Origin of the sequence: Thermorhabdus hydrogeniformans (assembly GCF_049310025.1) — a bacterium.
Lineage (GTDB): Bacteria > Bacillota > Thermosediminibacteria > Thermosediminibacterales > Tepidanaerobacteraceae > JBJYKD01.
This window is the reverse complement of sequence record NZ_JBJYKD010000007.1, coordinates 58,509-77,697: the sequence shown is the minus strand read 5'-3', so window position 1 is coordinate 77,697 and position 19,189 is coordinate 58,509. Positions and strand designations below refer to the sequence as shown.

The 19,189-nt window shown below is 42.7% G+C and carries 24 protein-coding genes; all 24 read right to left on the bottom strand.

Translation table 11 applies throughout. The features are described 5' to 3' along the window. Positions 1 to 136: 136 nt before the first annotated feature. Entirely contained in the window at positions 137 to 457 is a 321-nt protein-coding gene (locus ACKX14_RS05215) for a hypothetical protein (protein ID WP_422445350.1), read from the bottom strand. 704 nt (positions 458 to 1,161) lie between these two features. After that, the gene (locus tag ACKX14_RS05210) at positions 1,162 to 1,335 is read right to left on the bottom strand and encodes a hypothetical protein (protein WP_422445447.1); all 174 of its coding nucleotides are present in this window, start codon (positions 1,333 to 1,335) and stop codon (positions 1,162 to 1,164) included. Then, entirely contained in the window at positions 1,332 to 2,360 is a 1,029-nt protein-coding gene (locus tag ACKX14_RS05205; RefSeq protein ID WP_422445348.1) for a ParM/StbA family protein, read from the bottom strand. Before ACKX14_RS05205 ends, ACKX14_RS05210 begins: the two co-directional genes overlap by 4 nt. A gap of 2 nt (positions 2,361 to 2,362) precedes the next feature. Beyond that, positions 2,363 to 3,040: an HD-GYP domain-containing protein gene (locus ACKX14_RS05200; protein WP_422445346.1), complete on the bottom strand. Its 678-nt coding sequence runs from the start codon at positions 3,038 to 3,040 to the stop codon at positions 2,363 to 2,365. Next, a complete protein-coding gene (locus tag ACKX14_RS05195) occupies positions 3,024 to 3,413 on the bottom strand; it encodes a prepilin peptidase (protein ID WP_422445344.1) in 390 nt (129 codons plus the stop codon). The genes ACKX14_RS05200 and ACKX14_RS05195 overlap by 17 nt, the downstream gene beginning before the upstream one ends. Before the next feature lie 20 nt (positions 3,414 to 3,433). Continuing rightward, on the bottom strand, positions 3,434 to 3,895 hold the full coding sequence (locus ACKX14_RS05190; RefSeq protein ID WP_422445342.1) for an HNH endonuclease: 462 nt from the start codon (positions 3,893 to 3,895) through the stop codon (positions 3,434 to 3,436). A 49-nt stretch (positions 3,896 to 3,944) separates the two neighbouring features. Beyond that, complete coding sequence (locus ACKX14_RS05185) at positions 3,945 to 4,412, bottom strand: hypothetical protein (protein ID WP_422445340.1); 468 nt, start codon at positions 4,410 to 4,412, stop codon at positions 3,945 to 3,947. A gap of 116 nt (positions 4,413 to 4,528) precedes the next feature. Beyond that, complete coding sequence (locus ACKX14_RS05180) at positions 4,529 to 9,997, bottom strand: PKD domain-containing protein (protein WP_422445338.1); 5,469 nt, start codon at positions 9,995 to 9,997, stop codon at positions 4,529 to 4,531. Positions 9,998 to 10,039: 42 nt separating this feature from the next. Further along, entirely contained in the window at positions 10,040 to 11,068 is a 1,029-nt protein-coding gene (locus ACKX14_RS05175; protein WP_422445336.1) for a copper amine oxidase N-terminal domain-containing protein, read from the bottom strand. A 40-nt stretch (positions 11,069 to 11,108) separates the two neighbouring features. Beyond that, positions 11,109 to 11,453, bottom strand: a complete 345-nt coding sequence (locus tag ACKX14_RS05170) for a type II toxin-antitoxin system HicB family antitoxin (RefSeq protein ID WP_422445334.1) — start codon at positions 11,451 to 11,453, stop codon at positions 11,109 to 11,111. Continuing rightward, positions 11,446 to 11,700, bottom strand: a complete 255-nt coding sequence (locus tag ACKX14_RS05165) for a toxin HicA (protein WP_422445332.1) — start codon at positions 11,698 to 11,700, stop codon at positions 11,446 to 11,448. The genes ACKX14_RS05170 and ACKX14_RS05165 overlap by 8 nt, the downstream gene beginning before the upstream one ends. Before the next feature lie 472 nt (positions 11,701 to 12,172). Continuing rightward, a complete protein-coding gene (locus ACKX14_RS05160; RefSeq protein WP_422445330.1) occupies positions 12,173 to 13,177 on the bottom strand; it encodes a type II TA system antitoxin MqsA family protein in 1,005 nt (334 codons plus the stop codon). 24 nt (positions 13,178 to 13,201) lie between these two features. Next, a complete protein-coding gene (locus tag ACKX14_RS05155) occupies positions 13,202 to 13,591 on the bottom strand; it encodes a hypothetical protein (RefSeq protein WP_422445328.1) in 390 nt (129 codons plus the stop codon). 217 nt (positions 13,592 to 13,808) lie between these two features. Continuing rightward, positions 13,809 to 14,285: a HEPN domain-containing protein gene (locus ACKX14_RS05150; protein WP_422445326.1), complete on the bottom strand. Its 477-nt coding sequence runs from the start codon at positions 14,283 to 14,285 to the stop codon at positions 13,809 to 13,811. Beyond that, entirely contained in the window at positions 14,272 to 14,634 is a 363-nt protein-coding gene (locus ACKX14_RS05145) for a nucleotidyltransferase domain-containing protein (RefSeq protein ID WP_422445324.1), read from the bottom strand. The genes ACKX14_RS05150 and ACKX14_RS05145 overlap by 14 nt, the downstream gene beginning before the upstream one ends. Next, positions 14,612 to 14,980 carry a nucleotidyltransferase domain-containing protein gene (locus ACKX14_RS05140; RefSeq protein WP_422445322.1) on the bottom strand — a complete coding sequence of 123 codons (369 nt, stop codon included), beginning with the start codon at positions 14,978 to 14,980 and terminating at the stop codon, positions 14,612 to 14,614. The genes ACKX14_RS05145 and ACKX14_RS05140 overlap by 23 nt, the downstream gene beginning before the upstream one ends. A gap of 87 nt (positions 14,981 to 15,067) precedes the next feature. After that, a complete protein-coding gene (locus tag ACKX14_RS05135; RefSeq protein ID WP_422445320.1) occupies positions 15,068 to 15,940 on the bottom strand; it encodes a hypothetical protein in 873 nt (290 codons plus the stop codon). Positions 15,941 to 16,023: 83 nt separating this feature from the next. Further along, positions 16,024 to 16,278 (bottom strand): hypothetical protein, encoded by a 255-nt coding sequence (locus ACKX14_RS05130; protein ID WP_422445318.1) that lies wholly within the window; start codon positions 16,276 to 16,278, stop codon positions 16,024 to 16,026. A gap of 5 nt (positions 16,279 to 16,283) precedes the next feature. Then, a complete protein-coding gene (locus tag ACKX14_RS05125; protein WP_422445316.1) occupies positions 16,284 to 16,484 on the bottom strand; it encodes a hypothetical protein in 201 nt (66 codons plus the stop codon). A 384-nt stretch (positions 16,485 to 16,868) separates the two neighbouring features. Beyond that, positions 16,869 to 17,027 (bottom strand): hypothetical protein, encoded by a 159-nt coding sequence (locus ACKX14_RS05120; RefSeq protein ID WP_422445314.1) that lies wholly within the window; start codon positions 17,025 to 17,027, stop codon positions 16,869 to 16,871. 24 nt (positions 17,028 to 17,051) lie between these two features. Further along, positions 17,052 to 17,708 carry a Flp pilus assembly protein CpaB gene (gene cpaB / locus ACKX14_RS05115; protein WP_422445312.1) on the bottom strand — a complete coding sequence of 219 codons (657 nt, stop codon included), beginning with the start codon at positions 17,706 to 17,708 and terminating at the stop codon, positions 17,052 to 17,054. Positions 17,709 to 17,711: 3 nt separating this feature from the next. Beyond that, positions 17,712 to 18,215 (bottom strand): hypothetical protein, encoded by a 504-nt coding sequence (locus ACKX14_RS05110; RefSeq protein WP_422445310.1) that lies wholly within the window; start codon positions 18,213 to 18,215, stop codon positions 17,712 to 17,714. Next, the gene (locus tag ACKX14_RS05105; RefSeq protein WP_422445308.1) at positions 18,205 to 18,630 is read right to left on the bottom strand and encodes a hypothetical protein; all 426 of its coding nucleotides are present in this window, start codon (positions 18,628 to 18,630) and stop codon (positions 18,205 to 18,207) included. The genes ACKX14_RS05110 and ACKX14_RS05105 overlap by 11 nt, the downstream gene beginning before the upstream one ends. Then, positions 18,623 to 19,174 carry a hypothetical protein gene (locus ACKX14_RS05100; protein ID WP_422445306.1) on the bottom strand — a complete coding sequence of 184 codons (552 nt, stop codon included), beginning with the start codon at positions 19,172 to 19,174 and terminating at the stop codon, positions 18,623 to 18,625. The genes ACKX14_RS05105 and ACKX14_RS05100 overlap by 8 nt, the downstream gene beginning before the upstream one ends. Between the last annotated feature and the right edge of the window lie 15 nt (positions 19,175 to 19,189).

Sequence of the window (19,189 nt, the reverse complement as noted above, 5' to 3'; positions counted from 1 at the left end):
TTTTTGGTGAAAGTGAATATTGTTGGTTTTTCAAAGGCCAATGTTCGTCTTTTTGTTGGCTTTGGTTTAATATTGTCTTTTTTTGATTGAAATTGTTTTGCTTTGCTACTTGACTTTTTTTAGCTGGTCTAAGGATTTATTTCCCCCAGTTAATGATATCCATAATGCTTTCCCGGATTATTTCCTCCGCATCAATGCCAGGATTTTTCGGTGTTTCTTCGGGACCTTCCGGCGAAGGTCTTTTGCCTTTTTTAGCAGCCGGAAGACTGCCGCTTTCCAGAAGCGCGTGGATTTGTTTTATTTCGGCGGCCATGCTGTCTATTTTTTCTCCGCAGGCGGCATAAAACCTGATGGCCGTCTTGATGTAAAAACTTCTATCCCTTCCCGTCATGGGTTCTAATATCTTTTCAAGATCGCCGTCATTTTCTCCCAGCCTAAAGCCGTAAGTCTTGCTCATTAATTTCATCTCCCGTTAACATGATCAAACCCTTATATGACAAGGATTACATCATGATAAAAAATATATGTGTTAACATGCGCCGTTAACATTGTTAAAACCAGCAGTAATGCGGGTTTATCGTGCATGAATTATAAAAATGTTAACAATATAATAACTCACATGTTAACAAAATTCAGTTATACTGCCTTTTAAGCCTTTAAAATCAAGGCTTTCCGTTGTTAACACAAACGTGTTAACATGGCTGTTGCAGTAACAATGCAGGTTTGAAGCTTCTAAACCGGAAAAGTGTTAACAAGTAAATTTTAAAATTGTTAACAAAAAACAAAAATACTGTCACAAAAGCTTTATATTGCAATGCTTGTAGCTGTTAACAAGAAGCTGTTAACACGCTAAAACCAGAATCCATGCGGATTTAAGAACCCAAATTGCAAAAGATGTTAACAAGATAAATCTAAAATATGTTAACAAAAACCAAAAATATTACCCGCACAGCCTTAAAAACCAAGGCATACGGCTGTTAACGCAAACTTGTTAACACCGTTAATTTCAATAACATTGCGGTTTAGAGACAATAAAAATCGGAAAATGTTAACATTATAAGCTCTGTTTATGTTAACAAAAACCAGAAATTCCACCCTGAAGGCCTTGTATTACCGGGGATGCAGATGTTAACATGATAAAGCCTCAAAGGAAAGAGGCCCTCAATCCTTCTTAAAATCCGGATTGAAGGCCGCATAAACATCAATCCCCCTCTCGCACGTCCTGATGATATACTTAATTTCTCGATTGGTAAGATACTTTTTTTCTTTGGAATACTCGTCCATCATTTGCTTCATCAGATTCCAGGCATTTCTGTAGGGGTCTATACCGTTCACGAAGCGGCCACCTTCCTTTCCTCTATCGCCGCCACCTTTAAAAATCCCCGGGCGTTGGCAAACTGGGGATCTTCCACCAGGATCGTTTTTTCATATATGTCCGAAAGACCGACCTGCAGCTCCTTTGCCCCGCCGCCGGCAAGAAAAACGGTGTTAAAGAAATCCATCTTGCTGCCCCAGGCCGATTTTATCCTGTCCTTTATAACCCTAGATATTTCCGCTTTTACAGTGGCAAGCTCTCGGGAAAAATCCAATTCCCTGCCCTTGTAAAATATCTTTCCGGTGTTAATCAATCTCATCAGCTCGGGTATGTCCAGCTTGGAGCCTGTCTTCTGGGTGAACAACTTATCCGCGGCAGAGTTTACAGCGGCCATGCCGACATTTATGGTGCCGGAGAGATCCTCCCGGATTACCAGCTTGTCTTCTGCAATGAAAGCAATAAAGTCCGTTGTTTTGAATCCCACGTCTATAAGGCCGATGTAGCTGCCCGGAATTAAGTATTTCTGTATGTTGTCCAATATGGCGCCGTATACGGCCCCGGCGGCCTGGGGGAATACAGTCACCCTGGCGAACTTTATGATCTTAACTTTCTGGTCTCCTTTGAAGCTTGCAATAATCTTGAAGTTCTTCAGCATGTCTTCAAATTCAGCCTTTTGATTTACGAACTGTTCCAGCGGCAGACCCGTTACCAGGTGTACCGGCGTGCCCTCCTCCGGGAACAGCAAAATCGAGGCCGCTGCCAGCAGCGCCTTTGTGGACGGGTGATTGATCTTGTCTTCGTCAAAGGCATAAGAAACATTGTGCCCCTCCCGTCGGGCCAGCTCGCCGACGAAGTACTCCTCTTTATCCCCATTGGTAATAACCAGATGCATGTTGCTTATCGGATTTTCCTTTTGCCCGCCGAACAGGGCCGAAAGCGGCCTGTCGTAGGCGGCGGAAACCAGAGAAGGGAAAACAACTCCCTTTCCCGCCTCATTTACCCCTTTTACATAACCGTATCCCAAATCAAGTCCTATCTTAAACATTGCTATACGACCTCCTTTTTCACAAACTGAGAAATAAAAGCATCCGCTATTTCTGGGTCAAATTGACTCCCTGAACTCATTAAAAGTTCTCTAATTGCCGTTTCTTTGTTTACGGGCTTTTTATAATGCCTGCCGCAAGTCATGGCGTCAAAAGCATCGCAAACCGCCAGTATTCGCGAAAGATACGGTATTCTATCGCCCGAAAGACCGTCGGGATACCCGGCCCCGTCAAAACGCTCATGATGATGTTTTATAATTTTCACCAATTCCTCATTAAAATGCTTCTGTTCAAGATAAAAAACTCCAAGCTCCACATGTTTTTTGACATCTTCGTATTCTTCTTCCGTCAATGGACCTTTTTTCATCAACAACTCTTCAGGGATAAAAAATTTACCCACGTCATGTAATAAAGCACACTGAACCAATAAATTGGTTTTCTCCCTGCTTAATCCGAGAAAATCAGCCGCTTTTAAACAAACCTCAGCCACTCTGAACTGATGATTAATAAGGTATTCCTCGAAAAAATCTATTTTATCTTTATCAACAGGTTTGATTATAGTACTGTTCTTACACTTCCCGCATGAGTCACATTTACCGTCGCAGTAGCCCCGCATCACATCAATCATATACAGACTTCTATGAAAACAGAATGTCACAAAGTATTTAAAATGATCTTTCAAGAATCCACCCCCAGTAAAATAGAAATGAAATAAAGATATACGGCGCAAAAGGCACCGAATACCGCAAGCCTTTCTTAGTGATTAAACAATACAGCGTTGTTCCAGCCATAAGTATCGCCATAGGCAAGGCCAAAAGGTATAAATCGTTTCCTAAAAGAAACGCCACAACAGAAAATAGCTTAATATCCCCGCCGCCCACACCGCCGTTGGTTACAACGGCCAGCAGCAGTTGAATGATAAAGATGCTTCCTCCCATGATAAATGAAGCTTTTAAATCTTTTACGATAAAAAGGGAATATAAAAAGAGGGCCAGTACCGCAAGATCCGGCACTTCCCTCTTTTTAATGTCAACATAGCTCAGGCATCCGAGCACTGCTACGACAGGTAGATATACTATAGCAAAACCCCCTTCACAAGATTTATGCTATGCTTTTTTAAATGACATTCGCGACATAATGTTTTTAGATTGTTTTGATGATCTGTTCCCCCTTCACATACAGGTATTATATGATGCACTTCAAGGTCTACTCCTACGGGTATATACATCCCGTACTGGTTTCTATAGGCCAAAAACCGTCCACAATCCTGACAAGTGAAGTTATCTCTGCAAAGTATCCTGTATGGCAAGGGTGCAATACCGCGGTGCCATACAGTTAAGTTTTTAAAACTCACTCTACAGTCCTTTGAACATAAACTGGACTGCCTTTTGTTTTTGAGTGGCCTTCCACACCATTTGCATATACTTGAATCCTTTCTATAGTCGGGTATAGGATAAAAGATAAAATCGTTCGGATACAATTTTCTATATTCTCCAAGAGATAGCCAGTATCGATAACCACGTTTGTTATATGGCATTTTATTCACTTCCTTATACCGTTTTTAGAGCCATACCAAAAAAGAGCGTTCACCTTTCACGCTCTTCTTCATACTCAAGTTCTTTAATCCGCGCTTTGAGTTTATCGTTCTCCTTTTTTAATTCTCTTACTACCTGTTTCAACTCCTGATTTTCTTTAATAAGTTCTTCCCAGTTATTTACAAGTTTTAAGACATGGTTTCTGATTTCCTTCTGGTCCAGATTCAGACTTTCATATCTTCCTTCGTTTTTATTTAGAATTGCATTGATATTTTCCACTTTAACCAAGATTGAGCCCGTCTTTTCACTTAGCACTTCCTTGATGCTATTGTGCCGTTCGTTGATAAGCCCTACAATTTTTTTATGCTGCCCACTCAACGTCGTATTGTCTAGAGCGCCTATTTTGCTGTCTATTTTTTTATACCCTCTCAAGTCTATAAATATATTGCTTAAGAGCGCTACAATAACCCCAAAAATACCTGCTATAATTGCATCCATTAAAATCCTCTCCCAGTTCATATCTTCGCCTCCATTATAATATTTTTTCTGATACTTGTCTATTTTGAAAGATAAGCTTTTCCCCGGCCCGAAGGCCGGGGACTTATTCCGCCTTTCGGCGGGTTGTTGTTGCCTTTTTATTTCCCGATTATCTCCGAGTGACTATAGTCATATATGGTTCCCTTTACCTTGACGTATATGGTGTCTTCGGCAGTTTTTACACTTCCGTCACTCTTTCTTTTGTACGCCGTAAACTTCACCGGATACGTGCCGTCGGCAGTCTTCATGGGGATTATGACGATAATATCCCTGTCTCCCCTTTCCATCCGGCTGTGCCAGGTCATCACATTCTGGGGAGGGTCCGTTAAGGCAGAATCCGGTTTAAGTGTGGTTACATTCGTTGAAGTATATTCATTATGCGGATACCACATTTGAGCTTCAACTTTAAATGCCTTCCCTTCGGTCCTGGCATTAAGCAACAGAGCCTGGCCCGCAGCATATACGTTTTTGCCCGAATCCCCAATAACGATCAGTTTCCCTTCCACCTGGACCGCCACCGTATACGGATCGCTCCACATCGGCGTCAGAGCAGGATGTCTTTTGGTGGGATCGTCCAGCACCCGAAGCTGTATCTTGTATGTTCCATCATCAAAGCCCATTTCTTCAAAAGTGCTTTTCCAATCATTTACCGTTACCCAGCTTCCGTCAGGCTTTTGGACCTTCCATTCCCTGGCCACGATTGGGTCACCGTCGGGATCATAAGATGTATCATTCAGATTATATGGTTCATCGGATATTATTGGATTCGGTCCTATTGTAAAGCGAGCTATAGGTTTGTTATTTTCCGGTATGACCGTTACAGTCTGAGTATAAGGCTCAGACCATAGCGGCGTTCCTACCCTTGGATTATCTCTCACAGTCAGCTCTATTGTATAAGTTCCGATGCCTAAAGAGGTTATATTTGTTGGTTTTGTCCCACCGTAGTTAACCCAGCTTCCATCGGGCTTTTTCACCCGCCATTTCCACTCCGCAATCGGATCACCGTTCGGATCGTAGCTCTGGTCGGTTATGGTTATGGGCTTATATATAACCTGAGTGGATGGATTTACAGTAAACTGGGCCACCGGCGGCAGGTTTTCATTCATTGTAGAAAGAGTTTTTACGTAGGGATCGCTCCAGGCACCTTCCTTGTCTTTTACCCTGAGCCAAACTAAATAGTTTTTATTTAATGCCAGAGTGCTGGGCTTTCCGGTGTTCCAGGAAGTAGCGGTTGCCTCCTTCCATTTCCACTCTTCTTGAACGATTCCCTTAGCCGGTTCAGATTGATGATCCAGGTCATATGAAATACTCGTCAGAGTAACATTATATGACGTTATCCCGCCTGCTGTTGTCGTTATTTTATAGTAAGAGCCGTCCGGACTGCCGGATGCGGAGTCCGATGAGTCATGCATTACGAAGTAAAATTGTATTTGAGTAAACCCCTGACCGGTCACATCAATTACGTCCGATACAGCGCCCGAATAATTTCCATGAATGTCTTGGTAATCCTTTATGACGTACCATGTTCCGTTTTTATATCCCGTAACTTGCTGCTGCTCGTAACGGTCATCATAAGCCGGTGCCGTCTTAAATTCGATCGTCTTTATCTCTTCGCCGGACGGAGCCGTAAACACAGGGTCCCAATATGCGGTGTGGCCGCCTTCGCCTGAAAAATCAATATCCTGCTGTTGATAAGTTTTTGTTACAATGTTATTTACGGGAGTCATTGAAACAACGTATTGAGCTATAGGCTTTCTATGAACGTAAAGAACTAATTTATTAAGCGGCATATAGCTCCAGAGACGGTAGTTGTCAAATCGAATGTCATTTTTGGGATTGTCCCTTGCCTGGAAGATAACATCATATTTACCCACCTTATCAAACACAGTAACAGGCCCTGATATATACTGCCCGGAAAAGGATGCAAGGCCAAGACTGTTTTCGAAGTAGTTCGGGTTATGAGTATATTTCCATCGTTCGGTGTATTTCGGATCGTTTTCAGGGTCGCTGTAATATGTGTTGTATGTTACCTGCTCACCCAGTAACACATACTGGTCTATTGTTTTAGGCATGGCCTGGATTATGCTGATAATATAATCCGCCGTCTGATTGAGAGCTGTATTCATGTTTGCGTTGTAGTAGAACGCCCCTTTACCATCATTCCTTGATATGAAGGTCTGGTATTGGGCTTTATTGGTATCGGTGCCCAGGCCGATGAAATATATGCCGTTCGATAGCATGTTTGAAAGTATATTGGCAAGTTTGGTTGAATCGCTCAGTTCCGGCAGTTCTATATCGCTTATATTCACCACAAATCTAACTGAATTATCCCGCCAGGTGGTGGTTTTAAGGGCCTCATCCAGTGTCTTTATGTTTTCGGTGGTTATTTGTATATCTTTATAATAAGCGCTGGGCTGGTCCCATACATAAAATCCGTAACTTCCCTGGCTGTAGTAATTGGAACCCGTGTCCGTCCATTCAATGTCAAGGCCGCCATCTCTGTATATCTTGATGTTGTTGCCCTTGACCTCTATCCTTACGTTCCACGTCTGCCCGCGATAGAAATACGGGAAAGACTTGCCGGTTTTTATCACCTGGAAGCTTCCGTCGACCACTTTTGCGAGTACGCTTCTCTGATCATAGCGCACATTGCCGCAGGCACTGTGGTTGTCTATAATGTATACGTAGTAGTTGTTTACATCCTTCATCCGGAACATGAATCCCATTTCCCCGTGTGTAAATGCTGTAGCGTCATTGCGTATCCCAAGCTTATAGTTCACAGTCAAGTCTTTCGTAGAAAAAGCATTTGGGTTATACCAGCCAACCGCAGGTCTGCTGCCGATACTGCATACGACGGCATTTAAGCTGCTGTCGTAACTCCATGCGTTTGAAGGTGGTGTTCCGGAACCTCCAACGTAGAAACTCACCCAATTCGAAAAAATCGCGGATGGATCTTGTGTCTGAGTAGAAGTTGTTGCCGTTTCTATCGCCTCTATGCGTGCATCTATATTTTTCGCGGCAAGTTTAGTCTGAATGATGCTGTTTATCTTACTGTTTAAGTTTTGAGTCTTACTCGAATCTGCTTTCCCTACTGTAAACACTATATCTACCTTGGGCTTTTTCAGCACTTCAAAATCTACTACGGGCCGAAGGTTTATGACTTCGCATATCTTATCGTTTATCGTCTTATCCGAAGTATCCCTGGTTTTGTAGTCTGACGGGGATATAAACTCCGGAATGGTCTCTTCTCCGAACCCTTCCTTTACACTCAATTCAAAAAGATATTTCCCTACATTCTTTGTCTTTAGTATCGGTGACAGGTTGTTCCCGCCGTCGAGGATAACCCAGCTTTCGTCGTCGAAACTCCCGTCATTGTCGCTGTCATACTTATACTTCCATATCCGCGAATTTATCGTGTCCCCATCGGGGGAATAGCTTATGTCAAAAAGCTGGATGCCGGCGTAGTTTCCATCGTCGGGGTTGCGTAAAACCGTCTTATATACGTAGAAATCGGCAACCGGCGGCAGGTCGGGATATATGGTGAGGACTTTTTCGTACCACTCCGAGGTATTGTTAGCCGCATTCGTTACCCTAACCCTGACGGTATAGTCCCCGGCTTTCTTGAAAAGTACCGTCCTTTTCTGCATATCAAACGAAGTAACAACCTTAATGTCATCTGTGGACCCTCCGGCAGGGGGTAATATCTGCCATTCAGTCCTGTCCCACAATATCGGGTATCTTTCCGAACTGCTGCTCTGGGATGCGTCCAGGACAATTTTACGGTTTTCTTTCAGTGTGCCGGTATAGTCAAAAAACGCCCTGGGTACGGCGGGTTTGACCGTAATGGTCTTTTCCGCGGTGTCTGAAAGGCCGAATTCATCTTCAACCGTCAGAGTTATCTTATATTCCCCTACTTTATCAAAATATATTGTACTGCTGTCACCTTCCAGTGTTCCCATGACACCATCAGCGGGAGATATATTCCATTCCGTAGAGGCTATTTCACCGTCAGGATCATATGACTTCGAACGTATAGCAACATCATCGCCCTGAATAACCTCATCCGGAGCCGATATGACCGCCTCCGGCGGGTCGTTGGTGACTTCTATCTCTTTTGTAATGCTGTCACTGTCGCCGCGGTCGTCGGTGACCGTCAATGTAACTTCGTATGTCCCCGTCTTGCTGAAAGTGATAGTCCCGCCGTCAAAACCCAGGCTGTCGTCGGCCCCGGTTGAAGGAGATATATCCCATTCAACGTCTATGATCTCACCATCGGGGTCATAAGATCTGTTTTTTACATCCACCGTAGTCCCCTGGCCGGTCCTGGACGGCATTGTAAATCTGGCCACCGGTGGTTTGTTTTCCGGCTCCGGAGGCACAGGCGGCGGGGGAGGCGGTTCATCCGGCGGGGTTTCTCCTTCTTCTAAAACCGTCTTTTGCGTTTCGGCCTCGCTATATTTGTTTATGCTGTAGTCGTATGCTTTTACTTTGGCCCAAATTACATCTCCGGGCTTAGCATTTTTAGCAACAGTGGAGTAATACGGACTTCCGTCACCGGGATTAACGCCGTCCGCCGGTGTAATATACGTTCCGTTTAACTTTACCCACCATCTGTATGCAAAAGGCCCGCTGCCGGATGATGTACAACCTGTCGCATCAAGAGAAACATTTATATCCCCCTTGGTGCCTGTTTGTAATTTAGGAGGATTAAGAGTCATTTTCAAATCGGCATTTATATTCCCCGCGGGCGGCGGCGGTGAAGACCCTGCCTGGACCGTGATGGATTTTGTATACGTCGTGGTCCTGCCCACGCCGTCTGTCACCTTTAACACCAGACTGTGGCTCCCGGCGGTCAGAGCCTTGGATACGGAGTCGCTGAAGGAAGTCTTGGACACTGTGTTTGAGGCAACCTTTTTTCCGTCAATGTAAAATTCATAACCAATCGTTTTTGTTTCAATATTGGCATAGGCCGTGCCCCGCAGCTGGAAGGTAATATTGTCGCCTTCTTTGACCCCCGACGGAAAGGAAATGCCGCCGGTGGGGAATTGCGTTGTCCGGACATAGACCTCCTTTTTGTCTTCGTCGTAAGTTATGCCGGCCACACCCGCCAGATCCCCGAGTTTTCTTATATGAAGCCTCTGAGATGACTTGTTGTTATAAATTATTGTTTTAATATATCCCGAATTATAGCTTTCTAACGCCTTAGAAAATGTTGCACCGGAGTAATACCCAGTGGGGCTGGGGACCGGGGTAAATGCGTCAAGCCATGCGTTTATGGTGTTCTTGTGAAGCATATTCCACAAATTACCTGTACGTGACAGTTCCTGGTGGTCGATAACGCACAGATCGTCGCCGGTTAGTTTGCCGTCCACATATATTTTCCAAAAGCCTGCAGAATACCAATCAGAGCTATTACCAACAGTTAACTTAGCCCCTGCAGGCGGGTTTATGTCTTTGGGGTCGCTGATTGTTGCCGCATAGACCCTGGACTGCTGTACGAATGACGGTGGAAAAATCCCGACAAGCATTAATACTATCAGGATGGCCGTAATTGCTTTCTTCGGCATCTTATCCCTCCCAATAAAAAAAGACCCCTTTTAGAAAGGGTCTTATTTCGTCTTTATTAGATTTATGGTCCCGTCTTCATATGTAACATCAAAACCGGTATTCTCGGCTATAAACCTGAGTGGTATGAGAGTGCGCCCGTTTTTGATTATCACCGGCTGGTCTAAAATGACTTCTTTTCCGTCTATATAAGCCTTTTTGGAATTTACGGGTAATTCAATTTTATGACCGCCGGAAGTTACGGTTACAATATTTTTACTCGAATTAAAGCCGAGGTCGTAGCCGAATTCGTCAATGACGCCGCGTATGGGCACCAGGGTCCGGCCTCCTGGGGCCAGCGGGGCCACCGAGAGCGTGTTGACTTTGGTAATCCCGTTTTTAATGATGGTGACTTTCGGGTTTCCCACTTTCAAAACCGCGCCGTCTTTGAAGTCCGGAACACTTTGTTGCCCGTCGTTTTTGGTTTCTTCCTCGTCCGTCTCTATTTTAACCGGCTTGCCGCCGTTTAGCGGGTTATACATGGAAATCTTATCTTCCCAGAGAACGGGAAAGGATAGAGAGGTTTTGCCCTTAAGTAAAATACTGGCCACTCCGTTGTATTTTGGGTTGCAAAAGTACTTCCACGCCTCGCCGTTTTTGTCGTAGAGCAGGTCTCCCGGATTTAAGTCGTTATGGACCGTTTCTTTTATGTATTCGGCATACTCCGTGAGCTGCCAGGGTTCACCGTTCAGGGATATGATTTCCACTGACGGATACATCCAGAAGCCCGTTGTTTCCCATGACAAAAAATTTTTTATAACAAAATCACGTACTTTTTCATCATCCAAATCGTAAACTACACCGCTTTCAAGTCGCCACTCCAGGAACTCTGAAAGGTAATAAGCATAAATTCCTTCCGTGCCTTGTATGACCAGTACCAGATCATCATATTCCTTGCCGTTGTATGTGAATTTCCTCAACAGAGCTTCTTTATCAAAGGCCTTATCGGGAGTAATCTCCTGCTCTGCCAGCACCGGGGCTGCTACATACAGCACCAGCAAGGCCACGAGTAATAAGACTACAACTTTTCGCATTAAAAATCCTCCTTTAACATTGATTTTTCTGAGTTTAACTTTAAACCACCTTTTTTAAAATCTCCTCAACATATTCATTTACGGTTTTCCCTTCTCTTTTTGCTCTATTTTCCATAGCACGATATAAGTCCCCAGGTATTTTTACAGCTTTTTTAGAGTCTCCCGGTTCCGGAATTTCATCGCCGTCCTCATAGGAAACTTCCAACCATGCGGCTTTGGCTTTCTGCGCATCTTCTATGGCTTCTTCAATTGTATCTCCGGTTCCTATGCAGAAAGGAAGATCCGGGAATTCTACTGCATAACCTACGCCTTCTTCTTCAGTCAAAGGACGGACGATAAAGGGATATTTTAGATTAAGATAGTATTCCAGATCCTTTCTACTCATTCAGATTCTCTCCTTTCTCTATCAAATCTATTATTTCTATAGCTTCTTTTATGTAAACAGGCTTAACAGGGTTTTCTCGCTTTATGACAAGTTTATATGGGCCCATTCTATAAATATAATGACTCGAACCTTTGCGTGGCTGTCTTCTGTCAAAACCTATACCAACCAGTAGGTTATCGAGTTCTTCAAACCTTATTCCTTTTGGATTTTCTCTCATTTTCTTTATTAACTTGTCTCTTTTACTCACAACCTTTCCTCCCTTTATTAGTTTATTATATCACAATTTTATAAAATTTTTTATTGCGGCCTTTTATTACGGCTGAAACTACCTTCATGCACCTGACCTCTTTTCATTGTCCGCACCTCCGAGCCCCGTCCCTGCCGGGAGCCGCCTCACGGCTTAGCTGCCGAACAAAAGCCGGCGGGCGGAGTCAAGGGGCGCCGGGAGGGATAATTGGAGGGGACCCTCCGGGGCGCAGGCCGTTTATGCTCACGGCGGCGAAAGCGAACCCCTTGACGTAAAGCCCTGCCGGCATTTAAAATCTTTCAGGCCGTGAGGCGGTCCAGCTTTCAAAACGAGCACGATTGACCCGCCCGGGGCAATGGTGCTCCGGCCCGAGAAAAAAAGTATAATAAAAGCTTTGCATGGTGCCGGAGGCCTCCGATGGCACGATGCAAAGCTATATTTTTGTGTTCATCTTTGAGTTTATTTGCTATTTTTATTTCTCATATATAATATCCTCATAAAGCCTTAGACTCTTTTTAATATCAGCAATTTCGTTTATATCAAAGAGTTCTTTTATTTCTTTAAAATAATCCCTTATACTATCTTTTAAAATTATTTCGTTTAATTGTTGGTCCGGAGCATGACCTTTTCTTGCTTTTTTCCATGGTTTGTCTTTATGCGTCATCTCTCTTAATAAAATTGCATCAAAAACCCCATATACGTCATAAATTTTATTTAACAATTGTATTTGTTCGGCGTCAAAAACAGAGGAGTAATCAAAATCAACCTTTTCTATCTCGTTATACTTATAATTTTGGTACTTATAATAAACTTCCGGTGAAACCGGACCATGTATCCATGCTTGAAGTTCGGAATCAAATAGAGGTTTATCAAAAAACGCCATATGCCAGCCCTGGGCATAATATATAAGCTTTTGTAACTTTAACGGTGTAATAGAACTACCTGCCTCTACATCCACTTTAGATAGAAAAAAATCAGCAACATTAAATACGTCTACAGTACGTTTTTCTTTAAATTTTAAACACCGCTCTAAAGCCGCTTCAATTTTTCTTCTTGCACTATCAGTTAGAACCTCTTTATTTGACTCATAGACTTTTTTCATATAAGCAGGGTTTTGTAGTTTTTTCAATTCATCGCTGTAAATCTTCAATGGTGTGATACCGTTGAGGTATCTTTCTATCGTAACTTCACCCCAACCTAACAGCCTGGCCAGCGGTTTTTTGCCGATGTTATACGTATTTAATATATTCTCAATTTCTTCCCTGGTAATAAGACCGGCTTTTTTTCTATATTCGGTATTAGCCGTTTTTATATTTTGTTCTTCCAAATCCGGAACATCTATTTCATTTCCGCAGACTTCACAAAAAGCTATTTTAGCCTTATAAGCCACATCAACGCCCTTAATAGAAACAATAACATCTTTTTCTTTTACTTCATATTCCACTTCTTTATCACAGTAGTAGCAGTAATTTTTCATTTTTATCACCTCCGTTTACCCATTTCATAAGTATGGGTATTGTAAATCATATTCCTTTTCATGAAAAGAAAGACATATAACCTTTTGTCTCAGTTTCAGTTTAATATAAACCTCAATACTTCCAAACATTTGGCCAAACACCCATATCATCTCTCCTTTAAATTTAGGATTATCGTCATAATCTGTATATGAATAGTTCGTTATGTCTAATTTGAGCAGCTCCTGATATATTATTTTTCTTGTTACATTATACTCAATCATAAATTTATTGGTTTTATCACCTGGATTATTCTCTTTTACTATGTATAGGCTGGTATTTTCATTACCGTTATTAAGGATGGAAGTCATGTCTGAAAGAAATTTCATTACTTCTTCTTCGCTGCATACCCAAGACATTATATTCCTTATGCTCACGGCGGCGAAGCGAACCCCTTGACGTAAAGCCCTGCCGCCATTTAAAATCTTTCAGGCCGTGAGGCGGTCCAGCTTTCAAAACGAGCACGATTGACCCGCCCGGGGCAATGGTGCTCCGGCCCCGAAAAGGTATAATAAAAGCTTTGCATGGTGCCGAAGGCTCGATGCAAAGCTGCATAATTCCGCTTTGCGGCGGGTTGTTGTTTTTATATGACCGTTACCTGTCAAAGCCTCTGTCAATATCCTTCTTTTTAACCTGGCGGTTTTCATTATGTATTTCCTGCTTTTCTTCTTTTTCAGCAGCCTTTTGCCGGATGGCATTAAGGCAGTAGTCGGTTATTTCTTTCGCATATCCAAGGGCTTTCTCTGCCTGGTTTTTGCTCGGCATTCCACTGGATGATGAACCAATGAAAGCTGTGGGATAGCGTGATGGTATATAAAATTGGTTTAAGAAATCTACCTTTGATAATATATTGGAAAAATTATTATCTATTTTCTGACAGCGTTTTGTTAGATCAATAAGATCATGTTCCTTAGGAGGATTTACTTTATTTTCCTCAAGAAAACCTTTTAAAGCCTTTTCTGTAGCTTGATGGGCAAAAAAGCATGTATGGTTATACAGCTCTTCTCTTAGCATGATATTTGCGGCTTTGATATCATCTAAGAAAAAATTTACCCATTTATTTTGCTTCATAAAGCACCTTACCCTTCTTTATTACTTCCTCTCTAAAAAACATATCGTCCTTTTCTAATTCTTTTGCTTCTTCAGGAGTATATACGATTATATCGGTGCCAACATTTTTTTGTAGTAAATCTACTGTCTCCTCAAGCCTATCATAAAAGTTCTTAGTAGTATTTTTAATTACAACCAAGTCTATATCACTATACTCATGGATGTCGCCCGTTGCAAGGGACCCAAAAAGTATGATTTTTAAAGGATTATATTTTTCAATTAAGGCCGAAACTGTTCTATCTAATTCTTTTTCAAGGAACTTTTTTCTCTCTGCGATCTTATCTTCTTTAGACTGAACAGATGTATTCATAAAGCACCCTCCCTTTCTTTATTACTTCCTCTCTAAAAAACATATCGCTCTCTTCTAATTCTTTGGCCTCTTCAGGAGTATATATAATTATATCGGTATCAACATTTTCCTGGAGTAAATCTACTGTTTCCTCAAGTCGGTCATAGAAATTTTTGGTAGTATTTTTAATTACAACCAAGTCTATATCGCTATATTCATCGGTTTTACCTGTTGCCAGTGATCCAAAAAGTATAATCTTTAATGGATCATATTTTTCAATCAAGATGGAAACAATTCTGTACAGTTCTTTTTCCAGACACTGCTTTCTTTTGGAAATTCTTTCTTCTTTTGATTGAATTGATTCCATATATAACGCCTTCTCGTAATCATTCATTACTCGAGTTTATTGTATCATTTGCAGATAATTTACTCAATATCCTGCGAAGGATATAACTTAAAAAGCACCGAAGCAAGTGCGAGATAAACGATTTAAGTGGTGTTGACGCCAACACCCAAAACGATACACAGTAGTCAGCGGAAGAAGGCCTGCCGGACGTAACGATAGAGCTTCCTCAGCAGGTACCTTTAAAAGCCAAATCTTTGTTTTTTTATGATTTGGTTCGATAAAAACTTCTGACTTCACTGATAATAACTCACGACGTTGAAATATACCTAATCTTTTAGTCATAATAGTCACGGAAACACGATATATAAGCCCCGGAAAAAGCGTAATAAGCTTTTCTTCTGTATCCTGTCTTGCATCAAGCAAGACAGGCGAAAAATCAAACCTGGTAAGCGGAATTCCATGCGGACTGCTCACCCATAAAATGGCTGCTTCCCCCTGGGCTTGCTGACGATTCCCTAAAGTTAACGAATAATGAAACTGAAAGTGCCCCGGATTTCCTTCAGGAGACAACAAAGATTCCATATCTTCTTGAAGGGGCCAAATATAGGCTTCCAAGCTCTCTACTCCAGCCCTCTTCGCCAGACAGACGCGATGTTTGCCTTCAATTACCCAATAACGGCCCCCATGTTCTATGAGCCGTATAGGATCACGCTCATTGAACGGAGTAATCCCTTTTTTAAACATATTCCAAAAAGCCCGGCAGCGGCTGTGCTGCAGACAGATATTTAAATACTCGGAATGCCGTGCACTCTCAGTAAGAGCACTAAAAAGTTCCTCCTCGGTATTCAAGTAAGCGTTTAAGCCAAGCTCATGCAAAAGAAGGCATCTATTCCCTAATTCTGTAGGAAACTCGACAATATCAGCAACCCTGACAGTACGAAGTTCTGGCTCTTTAGAGGAAAAGGAATTATCAAAAGACATAAAGACCTCCATTTATTCAATATATACGCAGATTTTATAATTAATTAATATATTCTCTACCGCCTTGCCTATCCCTGCAAAAATTAAAGCAATTGATTTTTTGATATGATCCCCCGAAAGTATCTTTCCCAGTCATCGTAGTTCTGCTCAAAAAGCCGCATTTTACATCCAGGGTATTTTTCAGCCATTTCCTTTACAGCATCGACGATTCCGGCATCCCATCTTCCACCGATGGGTCTGAGTATCACATCACCTTCTTTGGTCAATACTGCAAGAACCGCAAAGGTGCCTTGCTCAACAAGACTCTTTATACTATTAATTAGTTCTTCTATGTTCATAGCCTTCACTCCTTCCGCTCTTTTCGGCCCATGAAGTCTTCCTCTTTATTCCAATTTAGCTTGATTATATCAGAATGGGGATTGTAAATGCGCCTGTCTGAGTAAAAAATGCTCAAATAAAACGGATACCGGCTCATTGACTGCCTTGGCTTCCAGTTGTGTGGAAGCGGAGCTTTCCTGCTCATAGGCGTGGGATCTATCAGCAATTCAATCGCCTCCTTCTGCATTCATCGCCGCTGCTGAACATTCTTAAATCTTCTTTTCTCCACCAGAAATTTGAAGATTCGACGGACACACTTGCTCATCTGCTGCTTATACGCCTCCAGCGCTCTGCCCTCCGCGCTCTTGCTGTTCCCGTATATGCTTCTCTGTATGCCGCCACCTGCTTCGATATTCTGACGTTAATGTCTTCTTCGCTCATTATTGTTCCTCCCACTCTTTAACTAATTCCGGATACACCTTTCTTAAATCATTTGCAAGATCGGGATATATATCCAGTGCATGAAAGACTTCACATCGTATATCGCAAAAACACATGTTACATACTTTGATAGCTCCTCGCATAATTTCTTTTTCACAATAGTGACATTTCATGTTTTTCGTTCCTTCCAGCCTATACAGTCCGCCATATCGTTCCTATATCGAACTTTTCCGTCCAGCCTGCAGTATGTTTCCTGAAGATTATATTTCCCCGGCCTTGACTCCAGAAATTTGCACGTGCCGCAGCATTTATCTTTTACCGTCTGCATTTTAAAATCCTCCTTCGCATAAAATTAGTACCCCATTAAAAATAGACTTCCCCTGCTTTCCAGGTCCTTGATTGTCACCGCCTGCTCCGGCGTGACTATCAAAGTCACCGCTGCCGGGATGACTGAATCATTATCATATTGGTTATCTTTTTCGCCTTTCGGCCTGTCCGTATCCGCCGCGTTTTTGTTGACGATATTGTAAATCTGGACGCCGGAAGCTATCACCGCCGGCTGCCCGCTCCCTTCTTTCGTCTCCTTCCCGGGGATATAACCCACATCCACATAATCCCCGGCTTTAATCCTCCCTGCCAGGGCCGACACCAGGTTGACTCCGATGGTAACCCTTCTCATACCATCCTTTACGACCGGGACCTTTGATTCTGAAATCATACTCCGGAGAATATATGACCCCTGAGATATATCCACCTTTGCAAAACCGGAAACAGGCCGGTCGGCCCTCAACATGTCTTTAACATACGCCGATGCGGGTATGTCTTTCACGCTCTCCATACCGTCGATTCTGGACCCGGCAGAGATATTTGAACCTGCAACGACGACCCGAACCGTCTGTTCCTTCTTAGCCATACTGCTGAAATATGTATACTCAAAAAAAGTAATACCGGCTGCCAGAATCAGACTCACAGTCAACAATACGATCCTTCTTCTGTTGTAAAAAGGCATTCATCATTCCTCCAACCTATAGAAATTGTCCACATCCCGGTGGATTGTTACGTTCACCGTTTCCCCGAAAAGCCCCGTCAATGCAGGTCTTTTCACCTGGAATCTCACAACCACGTGGATTGCCGTTCGATTTATGGACACTCCCCAGGGGCATGTAGCAGGATAATCACCGGGATTGTATACCCGGAATTCATCAATTCTTACCGTCCCGGCGGCCACACTTCCCGGCAGAGGGTTAAATGCATCGTCCAGCTTCATATTCTTTTTTAAGTATTCATCAAAAGTTATCCTGGCAGCTGAGGGATCAAGCACGTATTCCCCATATGCCGCATCATAGGGGTTGTTGCTTTTCAGAGCCGCCAGACCCGCCGCCACCACAGCATCATCGGCTACAGCCCTGGTCGTATACAGATACTTACTCTCAATCAAAAAAACACTGAAGACAAAAAACGGTATCAAAAAAAGAAGACCCAATATGAGAGAACCGGACCCCCTTTTATCTTTCATACTTCTTACTGACCGAAAACAGAGGGCCGTAGACCATCGTCGCATTTTCATCAATTCGCTTTATTCCCCCCAGGCCGATGATATATCTTTTTTTCGTATAGCCGTAACTTATTTTTATTCTGACCTCATCCCCGTATTCCACCGGATACGGAGTGTAGTCAATATGGACTCTGTCCATATCCAGCCCCTTTGACTGTAGATAACCCTCCAGTGCGTATAATCCGTCTGACGTAAGCCCGCCCTCAATCTCCATCCGTAAAAGCGCATCCCTGGCCGCCTGGCGGATGATGTCATAGTTCACCAGGGAAGATAGCATGTACACAGTATTTGCAATCGGCAGTATCAGAAAAGGCAGCACCAGGATAAAACCTATAATCTCAGCGCCGCCTTTTTTCCAGAAACCTTTCTTAAACATACGGTTCAACCCTCTTTAAACGATATTTACGTATCATCTCCATCCTGAAAAGCCTTTTTAAAGCTTTTATATCCCATATACACCTCACAACAGAATACCAGTCCATGATCTGCACCTTCTCAATTATCTGAGGCGCACGGTATCCGGATATTGTCTCCACCGCCAGCACTCCATTCGTTTGCAAAGGCAAAAGCACGTTCTTATACACGAACTTGTTTGTATTTATATATATAACCGGGTATTCAGCAAGTGATTTCAAGACGAGTTCTTTAAAATCTTTCCTGAAAATATCAGCCACTTTCTTACGGTCCTTCTCGTAGCTCAGCAAAAGGTATTTGACCGTGGCGGCAATATCAGGCCCCTGGCAGATGGTGTTGCGGATTACGTATCCAGTGCCGGACAGCCGTCTGCAAAAAAGAAAAACAATAATGTCTTCCAGTAAAACAGCTAAAAAATATATAGGCAGTAGTACCTTTAAAAAAATAAAAACAACGCCGGTAATATATTGGGCAATGGTCTGTATCCAGTCTATTTTAACCTCCATGAACTTACCTCCAAA